The 14,166-nt window shown below is 54.7% G+C and carries 16 protein-coding genes; 11 read left to right on the forward strand and 5 right to left on the reverse strand.

Translation table 11 applies throughout. From position 1 onward, the window contains the following. Position 1 precedes the first annotated feature (1 nt). From rlmB to ACJJI0_RS17155, 5 genes are all read left to right on the forward strand, one after another. Complete coding sequence (gene rlmB, locus ACJJI0_RS17135) at positions 2 to 757, forward strand: 23S rRNA (guanosine(2251)-2'-O)-methyltransferase RlmB (protein ID WP_252084243.1); 756 nt, start codon at positions 2 to 4, stop codon at positions 755 to 757. A gap of 226 nt (positions 758 to 983) precedes the next feature. Further along, on the forward strand, positions 984 to 1,538 hold the full coding sequence (locus ACJJI0_RS17140; RefSeq protein ID WP_444883541.1) for an RNA polymerase sigma factor: 555 nt from the start codon (positions 984 to 986) through the stop codon (positions 1,536 to 1,538). 18 nt (positions 1,539 to 1,556) lie between these two features. Further along, positions 1,557 to 2,129 (forward strand): hypothetical protein, encoded by a 573-nt coding sequence (locus tag ACJJI0_RS17145; protein WP_444883542.1) that lies wholly within the window; start codon positions 1,557 to 1,559, stop codon positions 2,127 to 2,129. Between the two features lie 60 nt (positions 2,130 to 2,189). Further along, positions 2,190 to 2,735, forward strand: coding sequence for a hypothetical protein (locus ACJJI0_RS17150; protein WP_444883543.1), 546 nt, complete (start codon positions 2,190 to 2,192; stop codon positions 2,733 to 2,735). Between the two features lie 51 nt (positions 2,736 to 2,786). Continuing rightward, a complete protein-coding gene (locus ACJJI0_RS17155) occupies positions 2,787 to 4,097 on the forward strand; it encodes a tetratricopeptide repeat protein (protein ID WP_444883544.1) in 1,311 nt (436 codons plus the stop codon). Positions 4,098 to 4,211: 114 nt separating this feature from the next. Here ACJJI0_RS17155 and ACJJI0_RS17160 read toward each other — a convergent pair whose 3' ends face one another. Together ACJJI0_RS17160 and ACJJI0_RS17165 are read right to left on the reverse strand one after the other, a co-directional pair. Next, complete coding sequence (locus ACJJI0_RS17160; RefSeq protein ID WP_444883545.1) at positions 4,212 to 5,018, reverse strand: isocitrate lyase/PEP mutase family protein; 807 nt, start codon at positions 5,016 to 5,018, stop codon at positions 4,212 to 4,214. A 230-nt stretch (positions 5,019 to 5,248) separates the two neighbouring features. Further along, a complete protein-coding gene (locus tag ACJJI0_RS17165) occupies positions 5,249 to 6,079 on the reverse strand; it encodes an alpha/beta fold hydrolase (protein ID WP_444883546.1) in 831 nt (276 codons plus the stop codon). A gap of 338 nt (positions 6,080 to 6,417) precedes the next feature. Between ACJJI0_RS17165 and rpsF the strand changes: the two genes are divergently transcribed. The 6 genes from rpsF (at position 6,418) to ACJJI0_RS17195 (ending at position 11,186) form a co-directional block, all read left to right on the forward strand. Continuing rightward, a complete protein-coding gene (gene rpsF, locus ACJJI0_RS17170) occupies positions 6,418 to 6,861 on the forward strand; it encodes a 30S ribosomal protein S6 (RefSeq protein WP_252084250.1) in 444 nt (147 codons plus the stop codon). A 12-nt stretch (positions 6,862 to 6,873) separates the two neighbouring features. Further along, entirely contained in the window at positions 6,874 to 7,104 is a 231-nt protein-coding gene (rpsR, locus tag ACJJI0_RS17175) for a 30S ribosomal protein S18 (RefSeq protein WP_108731487.1), read from the forward strand. 43 nt (positions 7,105 to 7,147) lie between these two features. After that, the gene (locus ACJJI0_RS17180) at positions 7,148 to 7,990 is read left to right on the forward strand and encodes a hypothetical protein (protein WP_252084251.1); all 843 of its coding nucleotides are present in this window, start codon (positions 7,148 to 7,150) and stop codon (positions 7,988 to 7,990) included. 37 nt (positions 7,991 to 8,027) lie between these two features. Then, entirely contained in the window at positions 8,028 to 8,474 is a 447-nt protein-coding gene (gene rplI, locus ACJJI0_RS17185; protein WP_444883547.1) for a 50S ribosomal protein L9, read from the forward strand. Between the two features lie 108 nt (positions 8,475 to 8,582). Next, positions 8,583 to 10,025: a replicative DNA helicase gene (gene dnaB, locus ACJJI0_RS17190; RefSeq protein ID WP_444883548.1), complete on the forward strand. Its 1,443-nt coding sequence runs from the start codon at positions 8,583 to 8,585 to the stop codon at positions 10,023 to 10,025. Positions 10,026 to 10,094: 69 nt separating this feature from the next. Next, positions 10,095 to 11,186: a winged helix-turn-helix domain-containing protein gene (locus tag ACJJI0_RS17195; RefSeq protein ID WP_444883549.1), complete on the forward strand. Its 1,092-nt coding sequence runs from the start codon at positions 10,095 to 10,097 to the stop codon at positions 11,184 to 11,186. Here the strand turns inward: ACJJI0_RS17195 and ACJJI0_RS17200 are convergent. The 3 genes from ACJJI0_RS17200 to nspC form a co-directional block, all read right to left on the reverse strand. After that, positions 11,176 to 11,880 (reverse strand): DUF6515 family protein, encoded by a 705-nt coding sequence (locus ACJJI0_RS17200; protein ID WP_444883550.1) that lies wholly within the window; start codon positions 11,878 to 11,880, stop codon positions 11,176 to 11,178. The two genes, ACJJI0_RS17195 and ACJJI0_RS17200, sit on opposite strands and share 11 nt — an antisense overlap. Before the next feature lie 109 nt (positions 11,881 to 11,989). Next, on the reverse strand, positions 11,990 to 12,862 hold the full coding sequence (speB, locus tag ACJJI0_RS17205; RefSeq protein ID WP_444883551.1) for an agmatinase: 873 nt from the start codon (positions 12,860 to 12,862) through the stop codon (positions 11,990 to 11,992). 61 nt (positions 12,863 to 12,923) lie between these two features. Then, entirely contained in the window at positions 12,924 to 14,117 is a 1,194-nt protein-coding gene (gene nspC, locus ACJJI0_RS17210; protein WP_444883552.1) for a carboxynorspermidine decarboxylase, read from the reverse strand. Positions 14,118 to 14,166 lie beyond the last annotated feature (49 nt).

Consider the following 14,166-nt stretch of genomic DNA (forward strand, 5'->3'; position numbering starts at 1 on the left):
GTTGAGCCAAGAATTGGTATATGGCCTGCACGCGGTGCAGGCTTTGTTAAAGGGTTCCCCACAAAATGTGCAGGAGCTGATGCTATTGCGTGGGCGCAAAGACCAGCGCCTGCAAAAAATTATTCAGCAGGCGGAAAAAAATGATATCGCACTGCGTTTTGTCGACCGTCGCACTCTGGATGATAAGGTGGAAGAGGGCGCTAATCACCAGGGGGTAATCGCTCTTTGTGCGAGTAAAACCCAGGTTCTGGATGAGAAATTTCTGTTTGGCATGCTCGAAAAGCTGGACCAGAAAGGTGAGGCGCCATTTCTCTTGGTCCTGGATGGCGTGACCGACCCCCATAATTTGGGTGCCTGCTTGCGCTCAGCGGAGGCTGCCGGGGTACATGCGGTGATTGCGCCCAAGGATAAATCCGCAGGTTTGACCCCGACAGCCCGCAAGGTGGCCTGTGGTGCGGCTGAGGTTTTACCCTTTGTTACGGTGACCAACCTCGCGCGTACCCTACAGCAGTTGCAGCAGGCTGGAGTGTGGATTTTTGGTGCGGCAGGAGAGGCTACTCAGGATGTCTACCAGTCTCAGTTGACGGGCCCTATGGCATTAGTGATGGGTGCCGAAGGCAGTGGCCTGCGCCGATTAACCCGGGAGCACTGTGATCATTTAATTAAAATTCCGATGGCCGGTGAAGTCAGCAGCCTGAATGTGTCTGTTGCCACCGGTGTTTGTCTATTTGAAGCGGTGCGCCAGCGCAGCGCCTGATTTATTCCTTTTTTTTGATCTGTAAGTCCTGGTGATTACTGATACCGGGACTTTCAGCATCTCGGCGTAGCGCTTCACACGCAAACCTCTTTTTCCCCTCTATTTTTACTATTCACTGCTAGATTTTTTCCACTGTCACACAGCAATTTTACTGTGCAGCTTTCTAATTCACGCCGCAGGTGAAAAATTTGCGGGTAACTTTCCTTTGATATCCGGGAGTAGCGGTTTGTACGCCTGGCCCCAAAAATTACTGCGACGACGATCGCGTAATGCTCGTTTTGCTGAGTTGATACATCCACATATTCGCCAACTTTATCGTATGGCCTTTCGCTGGACAGGGAATCGCGAGGAGGCTGAGGACCTGGTACAGGATGTTTTGGCAAGCCTGCTGACGCGATCTGTAGCACTGGAAAAAATTCAGCGCTTAGGTCCCTGGTTAATCAAGGTGCTCTATCACCGCTATGTGGATCTCTACCGCCGACGCCGAAGCTCCCCCATTGATGAAGAGGTTGATTGGGAGACGGTGGCAAGCGGCACGCCAGAGAAGGGACTTTCTTCTCAGGTGGAAATGCAGCGCATTTTACTGCAGGCGCTATCGAAACTAGAGGTCGAATGGCGCGATACGGTATTGCTGCACGATGTAGAGGGGTACTCCCTACTAGAGGTGGCAGATATTTTGGGCATAAGTGTGGGCACGGTGAAATCACGCCTAAATCGCGCTCATAAAAAATTAAAAAAATTGCTCAGTGAGGGAACTATTAGCGAGGGTCATCCGTGTTAGTAATTAGAGGAAAAGCCAATGCTGAAATATGACGCTGAAGATTTTTCCAGTGAGATGTTGTTACGTCACCAGCTCCGCGCCCTGCCGGTTGAGAACCCTGGCGATGACTTGGAAGAGCGTATCTTAAAGTCTGTCTTCACTGGGCAGGAAAGCAGTCAATCGTCTTCTTTATCAAAATTATTTTTTGACGAATATCGGCGAGTGGGACAGTTGGCTGTAGCTGCGGGTTTCTTCGTGGTCGTGACATTGGGAGTGATACTGACATTCTTAAAAGATACCCCGATGGATGTTGGGGCTGGTTATACGCAGCAAGATGTCGAAGGCACTATCAGGCGGCCAGTGCACCTTTTACTGCACAGCAGTCGCCGGATGCCGGGGGCACTAATCAGGGTCGTCTTACCGGAAAATATGCAACTTGATGGTTATGCGAGCAGTCAGGTGTTGCAATGGCAAACGGATATTGCTGCAGGAAGTAATCGCTTGTCGTTGCCGGTGAAAATCCTCGGTGAAAATAGCACGGGGGAGATATTGATCGAAGTGGAATACGGTGGGGTGAGCAAGCGACTGCGTCAACGATTAACGCACTTGTGAAGCCGGCCGCAATGTAGGGTTCGATAGCAATTTTTGTCACAACCTAGAGGTAACCAAGCGATGTGGAAACAGGGATTATTGGCGGCGGGTGTCGCTGCAGCAGTTATGTATAGCGGCCCTTTATTGGCGCAGGAGGCACCAGAAGACCTGGATGTCACTCTCACTGTGGTTGAGGAGGGGCAGGATGCGCAAGATGTGGTGAACAACATAGAGCTTCCGCCGGATATGCAGGAGGTGGCTGAGGAAACCATCGCGGCGGTAATGGAAGCAGTAGCGGCTACTGGGCAGGGCGCTGAACATAATGAGGAAATTGAAGCAAGGATGCGTGAGGCCCTCACACGCCACCAGGAGTTGATTGCCAATGCGCGTCTCTCAGCAGAAGCGGCCAGGGAGGAAGCTCTGCGCACCGCTGAAGTAGCCAGGGAAAGTATCGAAGAGGCCGTTAAGAGTGCGATGAACGGTGCAGATATACAAGGCGTTATCGAGCAAGTGATGCAGGATATTCTTTCTAGTCTACCTGCGGATATTCGCGACCAGATTTCTATGGAGCTTGATGGAATGTTTGAGCAGGCTCAGGACAATTTACCCGACGGGCCAGATGCCTAATTAATTGGCATTGCAAAATTTATGACAGGGAATGTTTAGAGGTAATCCACAGTGCGAAATGGGCGAATCGGAATAGTGCTAATTACGCTGTTGGTGTTGATATCACCAGTATCAATAGCTGCAGAGTTCTTCAGTGAGGCTACGGAGGCTTTCAAGCAGGGAAAATACCGTAGGGCGCTTAAGTACTTTGAAATTGAGCGTGAATCTGGCAATAACTCTGCAAAGCTCAGGTATAACATTGGCGTTACCTTGATGAAACTAGAGCGTTATTCGGAGGCCACGATATATTTTCTCGGCCTCCTGAATAATGCCCGCTGGAAGGATTTGGCCCGTTATAACTTGGCCATTGCCGCAGAGCGAAGTGATCGAGAATTGGTCGCACTTAAACATTACCGTATTGTGCGAGAGGGGGCGGCTACAGAAAAGCTGCGAGGCATGGCTGCGCGCCGTCTGCGCTTATTGGCAGAGGATCACCGCGGCGAACGTGAGAAACCCTGGCTGGCCACTGTCAGCCTGACGGTGGGCAATGATGACAACGCCTATGCGTTGCAAAATGAACTACTGGAAGAGGCCTCGATTGGGGATGACAATTACGCCGAGCTATTTGCCTGGGGTCAATACCGCCTCAAGGGAACTGCTGGGAGTGGCTGGCGGGTGCAAGGTTACGGATTTGGGCGCAAATACAAGGAATATGACAATCTCGATCTAGCCAGCGCCAGGGCGGGATTATTCCATGATCGCCGCCTGTTTGGTTGGACTGCAGAGATGGGATTTGCCGTCGAAATGGTGACCTTGGGGGGGGAGCCTGTCACACAGCAAGCACGGCTGTTGGGTAAAGTTTCAGGGAATTGGGGGCGCTCCAGAATTGTTTTTTCCTATAGCCCAGGTTACTACTTTGGTGGCGAGGATTATGCTTATTTGGATGGCTGGCGTCAGTACTTTGACTTGAGTTGGCAGCGTTCATTATTTTCGACCGAGGCGAAGTTGTTTTATCGATTCGATTACAACGATCGTGAAGGGCAGGAGAAAGCAGAGGGGGATTACTATAGCTACTCACCTGCTCGTCATACTCTTGGAGGCACCCTGGTTTGGATACCTTCACCAAGGTGGAATATATCCACAGGGGTGGAGTATCGCAGTAGCCTCTATAACGAAAGCAATCGTATTACCGATAGCCAAGGCGATGTGGATCTCTATTTTAGGGAGTCCGATCGAATGAGATCCTGGTTGGGAGCAAAGCTTCGTATTACCCCGAATCTCCATATCAATGGGAAGTACCAATATATCGAAAATGAGGAGAATCGGGAATTCTATACTTACGACAAAAGTGAATATAGTTTAGGGGTTGGTTACAGTTTTTGATAGCTGAACTATTAAATCGCTTGGGGGCAAGGATGGCTCCCCCAAGCGCATCTGTAAATTTATAATGAGTAATGAGAATTTTAAGTTATTCCTTTTCGAGATTATTGATCTTTTTTATTGGATATTGGCGCCCAGGTTATTTAGATAGTTATAGTCCAGACTGTGTTCAAAGATTTGTTTTGGATGTTTTCCTTGGAATAACTTATTGGCCATGTTGCTATAAAGCGCATAACTCGATTGAAATAAAGCAGGTCCCCAGCTTAGCCTACGAATTCCGGCTCTCCAGAAATGGGCGGGCTCTTCCATACCGGCTAGCAGCATTAAATTGAGTGGCATATTGATTTCTTGTGTTAGCTTTTGTGCGTCCGCCAGGGAGGTTAAACCAGGAATAAATCCTCCGCTGGAACCGGCATCCTGATAATCGGACAACCTTTGCATCACCTGTTTCAGTGAATCCTGGCTGTTCTCCGTACTGTTTAGGTAAATATCGGTTCGCGCATTAATAAAAAAGGGTCGCGCCTTTAACGTGGAGCGAATAGCCAGGATTTTTTCACGCAGCAGTTGTGGGCTTTCCTTTCCATCTTCGATATTGATACCGACTATGCCAAGATCACATAAAGTTTTTACTAGCCCGGCGACTTGCCTGGGATCAGAGCTGTAGCCATCCTCAATATCAATGGATATCGGGACACGGGAAACCCGCAAAATGCGCTTAACGGCGCTCAGGTGTTCCGATATTGGCATGCTGCTGCCGTCGGCATAACCCAGTGACCAGGCCACAGCGGCGCTACTGGTAGCTAAGGCGGGAGCGCCGGCTGCTTGGCAGAGCTGTGCGCTAGCGGCATCCCAGATATTTGGAAGGACTAAGAGTTGGCTGCCTTCATGCAAAGCGTTGAATTGTTCGAAGTAATTAATGGCCATTAAATTTCCCCATGCGACGATTTATTGATCGAGTAATTGGGGTAGAAAATTACTTCGAGCCTTTTCTAACTTCTGGCCAAAAACGGAAGTGAATAGAGTAGGCGTTACTGTGTATGGGGGTATTACTGCGGCAGAAATTAAAAGGATTAGTAGAAAACTAGGGGGTGAGCACTTGAAGATTTTTGTTGCCTTGGCGCCATACTTTGGAAGGCGCCAAGACCTGTATTTCTTTAGTAAGAGCCTGCTTGGTGTTGAGTCAACCAGCTGTCCACCTCGGCGATAATCGGGCGTGGATTTTTGATCCAGCTTAGGTGGGGGTTGCCTTTCGGATAGGTGGCGGCCATCTCACGGGTCTCGCCATCTACGATAGCAGCGAGCTTGCGCGCGGCCTGTACTGGTGCAAAGGGATCGCCGGCCAGGGCGATATGAAGAGTGGGCTGGTTGCTGGGTTTGTGTTTCCCAAGGCGTTTTTCTGGAGCGAAGCGTCCACTGAAAATAGAGCGGGCCCAGTCTTTCATCAGTTTGCGCGCTTCACGCCAGCCAAAGCCCATACGTGCGCCGGGGAAATAGCCGAGCAGACTCGAGGTGACACTCACTATTGAGGCAAAAAGTAAAATGGCGTATCTGTGCAGCCCGCTCCAGCTGCGGTGGTCTACATGGCCGGAGGCGATGGTGACAACCCTGGCATTGCCGGTCAGGCCGGCACGGGCCGCGAGGGTGCTGGTTTGGCCGCCGATACTGTGGCCGAGAATCAGGGCCGGGCCTGCGGGGAAGGACTCTTCCAGCAGTGCCAGTAGTTGCGGGATAAAGGCAAATACCAGGTCATCGTAGCCGTAGTCGGCATTGCGGTTGGGTCTCGGCAGGCTTTCGCCGGTTCCCGGCAGCTCGGTGATGGCGGTGCTGTAGCCGAGTCGCTGTAATTCCTGCAACAAAAGATGGTAGCGATTGGCGGGAACGCCCATGGCGGGAATCACCAGGACTAGTGGGCCTTCGCCGTTGCGAACGGTGGTGACGGGCACCTGGAAGGCGCCAAAACTAAGGTTGTGGGTTTCTTGGGGCATGGTACTTCTCCCTACAGAGGGAGGCACTATATGTCAGCTCGCCGCCACAAACCCATGACCAGAACGCGCAGTTCAGTGGCTGAATCTACACAAAGACAGGGTTTCGCTGGGCTAAGGCCCACGGTTGAACAGGTGGCCTCTGAGGGAGCAGTTGGAATAATTAGTTAACTTGTCCCTGGGCTGGAGAGGACACTGCCCTCAAATAATTGATCAACTTGCAAGCAATCCCGCAACTGCCTAGAATACGCCGCCCGCAATGGGCTCGGTCTGTCCGCGCCCGTTGTACTCCTTGCCTTACCGGACTGTCCGGAAGGCTGATTAACCCGTAAGGAGCTAAAATGCGTCATTACGAAATTGTATTCCTGGTTCACCCGGACCAGAGCGAGCAGGTACCCGGCATGGTGGAGCGTTATACCGCTGCCATCAAGGACACTGGCGGTGAAGTACACCGTCTGGAAGACTGGGGCCGTCGCCGTCTGGCTTACCCGATCAACAAGATCCACAAAGCCCACTACATTCTGATGAATGTTGAGTGTACCGAAGAAGCTCTGGAAGAGCTGACCACCAACTTCCGTTACAACGATGCGGTTATCCGTAATCTGGTAATCCGTGAAGACGAGGCGATCACCGACGAGAGCCCGATCATGAAAGCGGAAAAAGAAAGCCGTGAGCGCAAAGCTGCCCGTGCAGAGCGCACCGAGCGTCGCGAGCGCGCTGAAGAAGAGCAGTCCTCTTCTGACGCCGCAGAAGCTTCTTCCGATAACGCTGAAAGCGAAGAGTAAGGGGATTATCAGATGGCACGTTTTTTCCGTCGTCGCAAGTTCTGCCGTTTCACCGCCGAAGGTGTTAAGCGTATCGACTACAAAGATCTCGATACCCTGAAAGCCTACATCTCTGAGACTGGCAAGATTGTTCCAAGCCGTATCACCGGTACCAAAGCCAAGTATCAGCGTCAGCTGGCCTCTGCGGTCAAGCGCGCGCGTTACCTGGCCCTGCTGCCGTACACGGACAGCCACGAAGCCTAAGCCGCAGTTTGCTTAGACTCATTAATAGAGAAGCTATCTAACTATGCGCGCCGTAGCTGAGTTTATTATGCGCGGGCGCGTGCGGGCGGTGATCCTCACTATGGTGGGGATACCGCTGATAAGCCCGGCAATCCTCGCTCTAGTGAGTTTGCGCCGCGGTAGCAGTGAAGGCCTGATGGTTTTGGCCTGGGCGCTGCTGCCGATCGTTGTTATGGGCATGAGCGGTCATGTACCACCCCTGGTGACCGGTATTTCCGCCGGCCACTTTGCCGCAGTATTCTGCGGCGCCGTGGCACTGCGCAGTAGCCGTTCATGGGTCGCCGCATTGTTCACTGTAACAGCGGCCTCGGCGGTGGGTATTTTGCTCACCTCTGCCTTCAGCGGCGGTTTGCTCCAGGGCTTTATGCAAGCGCTCGAAAGAGCGGCAGAGCAGCCCAATACGGTTCCGATGGAAGAACTGAAGCAGGTGTTCTCAGGCGAGTTGCAGATTACTGGATATCTGAGCCTGATATCGGCGATGAGCGCCACACTGGCTTTGGTTCTGGGGCGCTACTGGCAGGCGCTGCTGTACAACCCCGGCGGTTTCCGCCAGGAGTTTCACCAGTTGCGTATGCCGGTATGGCTGGCGGCACTGAGTATGCTGCTGTGGGTGGTGAGCCTGGTGACCCCAGGTTACGCCTTCTGGGGCGCAGTGATCGCCTTCCCCATGGTGGTTGCAGGTATCGCCCTTATTCACTGGCTGGTCGCCAGTCGCGGTTGGGGGATTGGTCCCCTGGTGGCGATGTACGTGATGCTGGTGATTGGTGGCTTGCCCCTGGCTGGATTCCTGTGTGGTTTGGCTCTGGTAGATAGCTGGATAGATATTCGCGGGCGCTCCGCAAAGTAGGCGCGCTCTGCACAATACAGAAATTGAGGAAACCGAGATGGAAGTTATTCTGCTCGATAAAGTAGGCAAACTGGGCAACGTGGGTGATCGCGTTGAAGTTAAAGCCGGTTTCGGCCGCAACTTCCTGCTGCCGACTGGTAAGGCAATTCCGGCTACCGCAGCCAATGTTGCTGAGTTCGAAGCCAAGCGCGCTGAACTGGAAGCCGCTGCAGCTGCCAAAATGGCAGAAGCTGAGAGCCGCGCTACCAAGCTGGCCGACCTGGCTGTAACCATCGCTGCCAACGCTGGCGACGAAGGCAAACTGTTCGGCTCTATCGGCACTCGCGATATCGCAGACGCAATCACTGCTGGCGGTGTTGAAGTAGCCAAGGCTGAAGTGAAGCTGCCGGAAGGCGCTCTGCGCGAAGTGGGCGAGTACGAAGTAGACGTACAGCTGCACTCCGACGTGACTGCTGTAGTTAAAGTCGTTATCGAAGCCGAGTAAGGTTTTGCCGACAAGCAGTTGGTGCCACAGGCGCCAGCCGCGCTACAATCGGGCGCTGCACCCTACCGGGTCAGCGCCTGTTTTGTTTCTGGTATCCAGTAAAGTCCCATGATCGACGAATACGCTACCCCCGAAGAAGAAATCCACAGTGAAGAGAGTTCACCGCTGCCGCATTCGGTAGAGGCGGAACAATCGGTGCTGGGGGGCCTGATGTTGGATCCGGGCCGCATCGATGCGGTTGCCGAGCAGCTGAGTGAAGAGGACTTCTTTACCGCCAGCCACCGCAAGATCTTCGCGGTAATGGGCCAGCTGAGCAATGGTGAGCAGCCGCTGGATATCGTTACTCTCGCCGAAGGCCTCGCCAGTCGCGACCTCCTCGGCGAGGTGGGCGGTCCGGCCTATCTGGCGGAACTGGCCGAGAACACTCCCTCCGCGGCGAATATTGTTGCCTATGCCAAGATAGTGCGCGAGCGCTCCATGTTGCGCCAGCTGATTGCCGCCGCCGGTGAAATCAGCCGTACCAGTTTCAATCCCGGTGGCCTGGCCTCCGCCGATCTGCTGCAGATGGCTGAGCGCCGTGTGGCGGAAATTGCCGAGGGACGCGCCAAAGAGGGCGGTTTCGTCGGTGTGGATAGCCTGCTGAAGAAAACCGTCGAGCGTATCGATGAGCTGTTTAAAACTGAAGGCGATATCACCGGCCTCAGTACCGGCCTGACCGAATTGGATCAGCGCACCTCCGGCTGGCAGCCGGGCGAGCTGGTAATCCTCGCCGCGCGTCCTTCCATGGGCAAAACCGCTTTGGCACTGAATTTTATTGAGAGCGCCATGCTCAGCCAGGAGCGCCCGACCCTGGTCTTCAGTATGGAAATGCCGTCTGACAGCCTGGTAATGCGGATGTTGTCTTCAATCGGTCGTATCGACCAGGGTCGTATCCGCAACGGCAAGCTGCAGGAAGAGGATTGGCCCAAACTCTCCAGCGCCGTACAAAAAATGAAGGGCAAAGCCCTGTATATCGACGATACGCCTGCGCTCAGCCCCAGTGAGGTGCGCGCGCGCACCAAGCGCACCGTGCGCGATCACACCAATAAGTTGATGCGCGAAAATCCTCGTATGAGTCGTGAGGATGCCGAGGCCAAGAGCCTGCCGGCAATGATTATGGTGGACTACCTGCAGCTGATGCAGGTGAAGGGCTCTACTGAGGGCCGCACCCAGGAAATTTCCGAAATCTCGCGCTCTCTCAAGGCATTGGCGAAAGAGTACGACTGCCCGGTAGTCGCCCTGTCGCAGCTCAACCGCGGTGTGGAGCAGCGCCCCAATAAGCGGCCGATGAACTCGGACCTGCGGGAATCTGGGGCGATTGAGCAGGATGCCGACGTGATTTTGTTTATCTATCGCGATGAGTACTACAACGAGGACAGCCCGGACAAGGGGCTGGCAGAGCTGATTATCGGCAAACAGCGTAACGGTGAGATAGGCACCTGTCGCGCGGCATTTATCGGTAAATATACGCGCTTCGATAACCTGGCACCGGAATATTATCAGGGCGAGTAGATCGCTAGGTGCCAGTCTCTGAAACCTGACTGGTAACTGCTGCTCAGCAAATACAAGGAGGGTGACACCATGTTGTCAGAGCAACAGGTCCGCGCACTGGTGCTGGAGCGTCAGTTTATCCACAGCCCCTGGAAGAAGGGGCTCCCCGCCTTAATAGCGCATCTCGGCGCGCTGCAACTGGATGCCATCCAGCGCATTACCCGTGCGCACCACCACCAGCTGTACAACCGTCTGCCCCGTTACCGTGAGCCAGACTTAGCCGAAGCGGAACAGCGCCGCGAAATTTTTGAATACTGGTCCCACGCTGCCGCCTATATGTCGATGGAACACTACCCCTATGCTCGGGTGCGTATGGATCGTATCCGCTCTGGGCAGCGCCACTGGTATGAGAAGAATGCCAAACTGTGCCGCTATGTGCTGGATCGGGTAGGCGCTGAGGGACCATTGCGGGCCAGTGATTTCGTACGCACCAAAAGCGGTTGGTGGGAGTGGTCCGATGAAAAGAAAGCGCTGGAGCAGCTATTTCACGAGGGTGAGCTGATGGTCAGCCACCGAGTGGGTTTTCAAAAGGTCTTTGATCTCCCCGAGCGGGTATTGCCGGCAAATACGTCGATCAGCGCCGCTACCGAACTGGAATACGGCAGTCACCTGGTACGCACTTTTCTCGGCTGCCAGGGCATTGGCCGCCCTGAGGAAGTCGCCTATCTACGTCGTGAAGACAAGCCCCTGATTCAACGGGCCATCGAAAATATGCTCACCACTGGTGAGCTGACTTCTCATGGCAAAGAGTTGATGCTGACAGAGCAGCTGGAGCAGAGTCCGGCGCGGCCAGCGCGCAAGGTGCGGCTGTTATCGCCTTTCGATCCACTGATACTACAGCGCAAGCGCCTGAGCCGGCTATTTGAATTTGATTACCAGTTGGAGTGCTATGTCCCTGCAGCCAAGCGCCGCTATGGCTACTTCTGTTTGCCGATTTTATACGGAGACCGTTTTGCGGGGTTGGTGGACTTGAAGGCCGATCGGGATGCGGGAGCACTGCGTATCGAGACTCTGCATTGGTTGGAAAAGCCCGGTGTCTCGCTGGAGGCGAGCTTTCACCGGGCCTTGGGTCAGTTCGCCCGCTTTCACGGGCTGGAAAGAGCGGCGGCGCTTACAGCTTGACCACCACATAGACTTCCTGGCCATCGCGTTGAGTCGGCATAAAGTAGTTGCCGCCATAGCGATAGTACTGGATGCCATTGATCACTTCAGCCGCGTAGCCTTTGGGCAGCGTCTCTAAGACCTGACCGGGCTGGAAACCTTCTGGGCCAGGATCCGGGGTTGCGGGGACTGTCGCCGGTGCCGCGGTTGGAGCTTGAGTAGGCGCCGGAGTTGCAGCGACTGGTGCTGGAACCGTAACCACTGGTGCCGGAGCTGGAACGACCGCCACCGGTGCTGGAGGCGCTACTACCACATAAGTGCGGGTAGCCGGTACCCACTGGTAATAGGCATCGGCATACTGGTAGTAAGTGACGCCGCCCACTTGTACCGGCACGGCTCGGCTTGGCAGTGTTACCACTGAAGCGCCCAGCGGCGCATTAACGACGACGTAACCCCTTGGGCCATGACGGTAGAAGTGTCCGCCGTGGTAGTAATAGGGACGCCCGCCAACGGCAACCCGTACATGATTGGTGGGTAGTATCGGGGCGATAAAGCCAATGGAAATGCGGCTGCCGCCATGGTAGTGACCGTGGCGATGATGATGGCGGTGCTCCCCCCAGCGATCGTAGCCACGGGCATCTGCAGATGGACTAAAGGCAAAAGCCGCCAGTGCAATGAAGGCACTGGCGCCAAGAACGATATTCAGCTTATTCACGGTCTCTCCAGCGAAGTGATTACTCACATCGACATACTAACCCTTAATCTGACAGCAATGACAGGTTAATTGGTTAAGAATTGTCAAAGTGCTGGAAAGCGAGGCTGCCTCAGCGGTTGCGCTGAATAATCCCCATCAGCTTGTACATCAGCTGGGCAGCGGCAAAATCATAGGCGTGGAAGCCGTCAATCGGTGCGAATTCCAGTACGTCAAAACCGATAATCTGGCGTTGGCGCGCCACGGATTCGAACAGGTTGAGGGTCTGGTACCAGCCCAGACCGCCGGGTACTGGAGTGCCGGTAGAGGGAAACACCGAGGGGTCCATGCCATCTACATCCAGAGTAAAGAAGACTTTCTTGGGGAAGTTTTCCGGCAGCTGGAATTCCTGCACGTTGTTGGGTACCAGCTGGTGGGCGTCCAGATAGCCGACGTTGTAATCCTTGCGCGCCTGCATCTCTTCTTCGCAGTAGGCGCGAATCCCCAACTGGAACAAGGGCACACCGGCCTCAACCACCAGGCGCATCACACTGGCGTGACTGTGCTTGTGGCCTTCATAGCGGTCGCGCAGGTCGGCATGAGCGTCGATCTGAACTACACCGAAGTCGGTTTCACCGGCATCCAGCAGGCCTTTGATAATACCCCAGGTTACCGAGTGTTCGCCGCCGATGCCCACGGGCATCTTACCCAGTGCCAACACCTCTTGGGTCGCTGCGGCGATATTGTCCATTACCTGCTCTGCAGCGTCGGAAACCGGGACCGGCGGGCGGGTGTAGATACCCAGCTCGCAGGGTGAGGAGAAGTTGTCGAAAGTTTCCAGCTGCCAGGAGGCCTCGAGGATGGAGGCCGGGCCCTTGCCAGTGCCGCCACCGTAGGAAACAGTCTCCTCATAGGGGATGGGGATGATATGAAAGAAGGCGTCCTCGGGCTTGGGTTGCTCAATTTCGGAGCCCAGGAAGATCGGGTAATCGTTTTCTGGCTGCATCTACGTATCCTCTGGCGGCGGGGATTATACTGCCCGCCGCATCACTATCTTGTTGGGGCTATCAGGAGAGGCGCTCTTTGAAGTCCTCGTAACCGAAGCTTTTGATCATCTTCAGGTCGTCGGTCTCCGAATTCCACAGGGCGATGGAGGGCAGGGGAATACCGTTGAAGGTATTGGTTTTCACCATGGTGTAATAGGCCATTTCCTCGAACACTAGGCGTTCTCCCACCCTAAGCGGGTTGTGGAAGCTGTACTCGCCGATGCTGTCCCCGGCCAGGCAGCTCTGCCCGCCCAGGCGGTAGGTGTGGGGCAGCTCTCCGGGGCGCGCGGCGCCAGTGATTTCCGGACGGTAGGGCATCTCCAGAACATCCGGCATATGGCAGGTGGCGGAGGCGTCGAGAATGGCCTGGTTTTGGCCGTTCCAGGCGGTATCCACCACTTCTGTCACCAGGATACCAGCGAACAGGGAAATAGCCTCACCGGGTTCCAGGTAGACCTGCACATCGTATTTTTCGGAGAAGTCGCGCACAGCGGCAATCAGCTCATCCACCTGGTAATCGCGCCGGGTAATGTGGTGGCCGCCGCCGAAATTGATCCACTCCATTTGTGGGATCAGGTCGCCAAATTTCTCTTCCACGGCAGCGATGGTGCGCTCCAGCGGTTTAAAGTCCTGTTCGCACAAGGTGTGGAAGTGCAGGCCGCTAATGCCCTCCAGCGACTCATCGTCAAACAGTGAACGCACGATACCGAGCCGTGAGCAGGGCGCGCAGGGGTCGTAGAGGTCGGTGTGGCCTTCGGAGTGCTCTGGGTTAATACGCAGGCCAAAGCGCAGTTCCGGGCGCTGCTTCTGCATATCCAGGCACAGTTCCCGGTAGCGTTTCCACTGGGAAAAGGAGTTGAAGATCACGTGGTGGGCGAACTGCAGAATTTCGCGTAGTTCATCTTCTTTATAGCCGGCACTGAAAACATGGACTTCCTTGCCCTGGTCGCGCCCGCCGTACTCTTCAAAGCCGAGTTTCGCCTCAAACAGGCCACTGGCACAGGTGCCCGACAGATATTCAGCAACAATTGGACCGGTGCTGAACATGGAGAACGCTTTCAATGCGGCCAATACTTTGGCGCCACTGCGCTTCTGTACATCGGCCAGTAGTGCCAGGTTGTCGCGCAAGGCGATTTCATCGACCACGAAACAGGGAGAGGGTACGCGGTAGGGGTCAAAGTGTCCGAAGTAGTCTAGGCGGGGAGTGAGATCCATAGGGAGCTTCTTTATCCTGCTGCGCGGGATGGGCGCCAGGGCCCATCCC

Source organism: Microbulbifer mixtoriginis (SeqCode) (genome assembly GCF_052466695.1).

Coding starts and splice junctions, on each gene's coding strand:
- ACJJI0_RS17145 (WP_444883542.1), top strand. CDS start 1,557: ATGCTGAAATATGACGCTGAAGATTTTTCCAGTGAGATGTTGTTACGT.
- ACJJI0_RS17150 (WP_444883543.1), top strand. CDS start 2,190: ATGTGGAAACAGGGATTATTGGCGGCGGGTGTCGCTGCAGCAGTTATG.
- ACJJI0_RS17160 (WP_444883545.1), bottom strand. CDS start 5,018: ATGGCCATTAATTACTTCGAACAATTCAACGCTTTGCATGAAGGCAGC.
- ACJJI0_RS17165 (WP_444883546.1), bottom strand. CDS start 6,079: ATGCCCCAAGAAACCCACAACCTTAGTTTTGGCGCCTTCCAGGTGCCC.
- rpsF (WP_252084250.1), top strand. CDS start 6,418: ATGCGTCATTACGAAATTGTATTCCTGGTTCACCCGGACCAGAGCGAG.
- rpsR (WP_108731487.1), top strand. CDS start 6,874: ATGGCACGTTTTTTCCGTCGTCGCAAGTTCTGCCGTTTCACCGCCGAA.
- ACJJI0_RS17180 (WP_252084251.1), top strand. CDS start 7,148: ATGCGCGCCGTAGCTGAGTTTATTATGCGCGGGCGCGTGCGGGCGGTG.
- rplI (WP_444883547.1), top strand. CDS start 8,028: ATGGAAGTTATTCTGCTCGATAAAGTAGGCAAACTGGGCAACGTGGGT.
- dnaB (WP_444883548.1), top strand. CDS start 8,583: ATGATCGACGAATACGCTACCCCCGAAGAAGAAATCCACAGTGAAGAG.
- ACJJI0_RS17195 (WP_444883549.1), top strand. CDS start 10,095: ATGTTGTCAGAGCAACAGGTCCGCGCACTGGTGCTGGAGCGTCAGTTT.
- speB (WP_444883551.1), bottom strand. CDS start 12,862: ATGCAGCCAGAAAACGATTACCCGATCTTCCTGGGCTCCGAAATTGAG.
- nspC (WP_444883552.1), bottom strand. CDS start 14,117: ATGGATCTCACTCCCCGCCTAGACTACTTCGGACACTTTGACCCCTAC.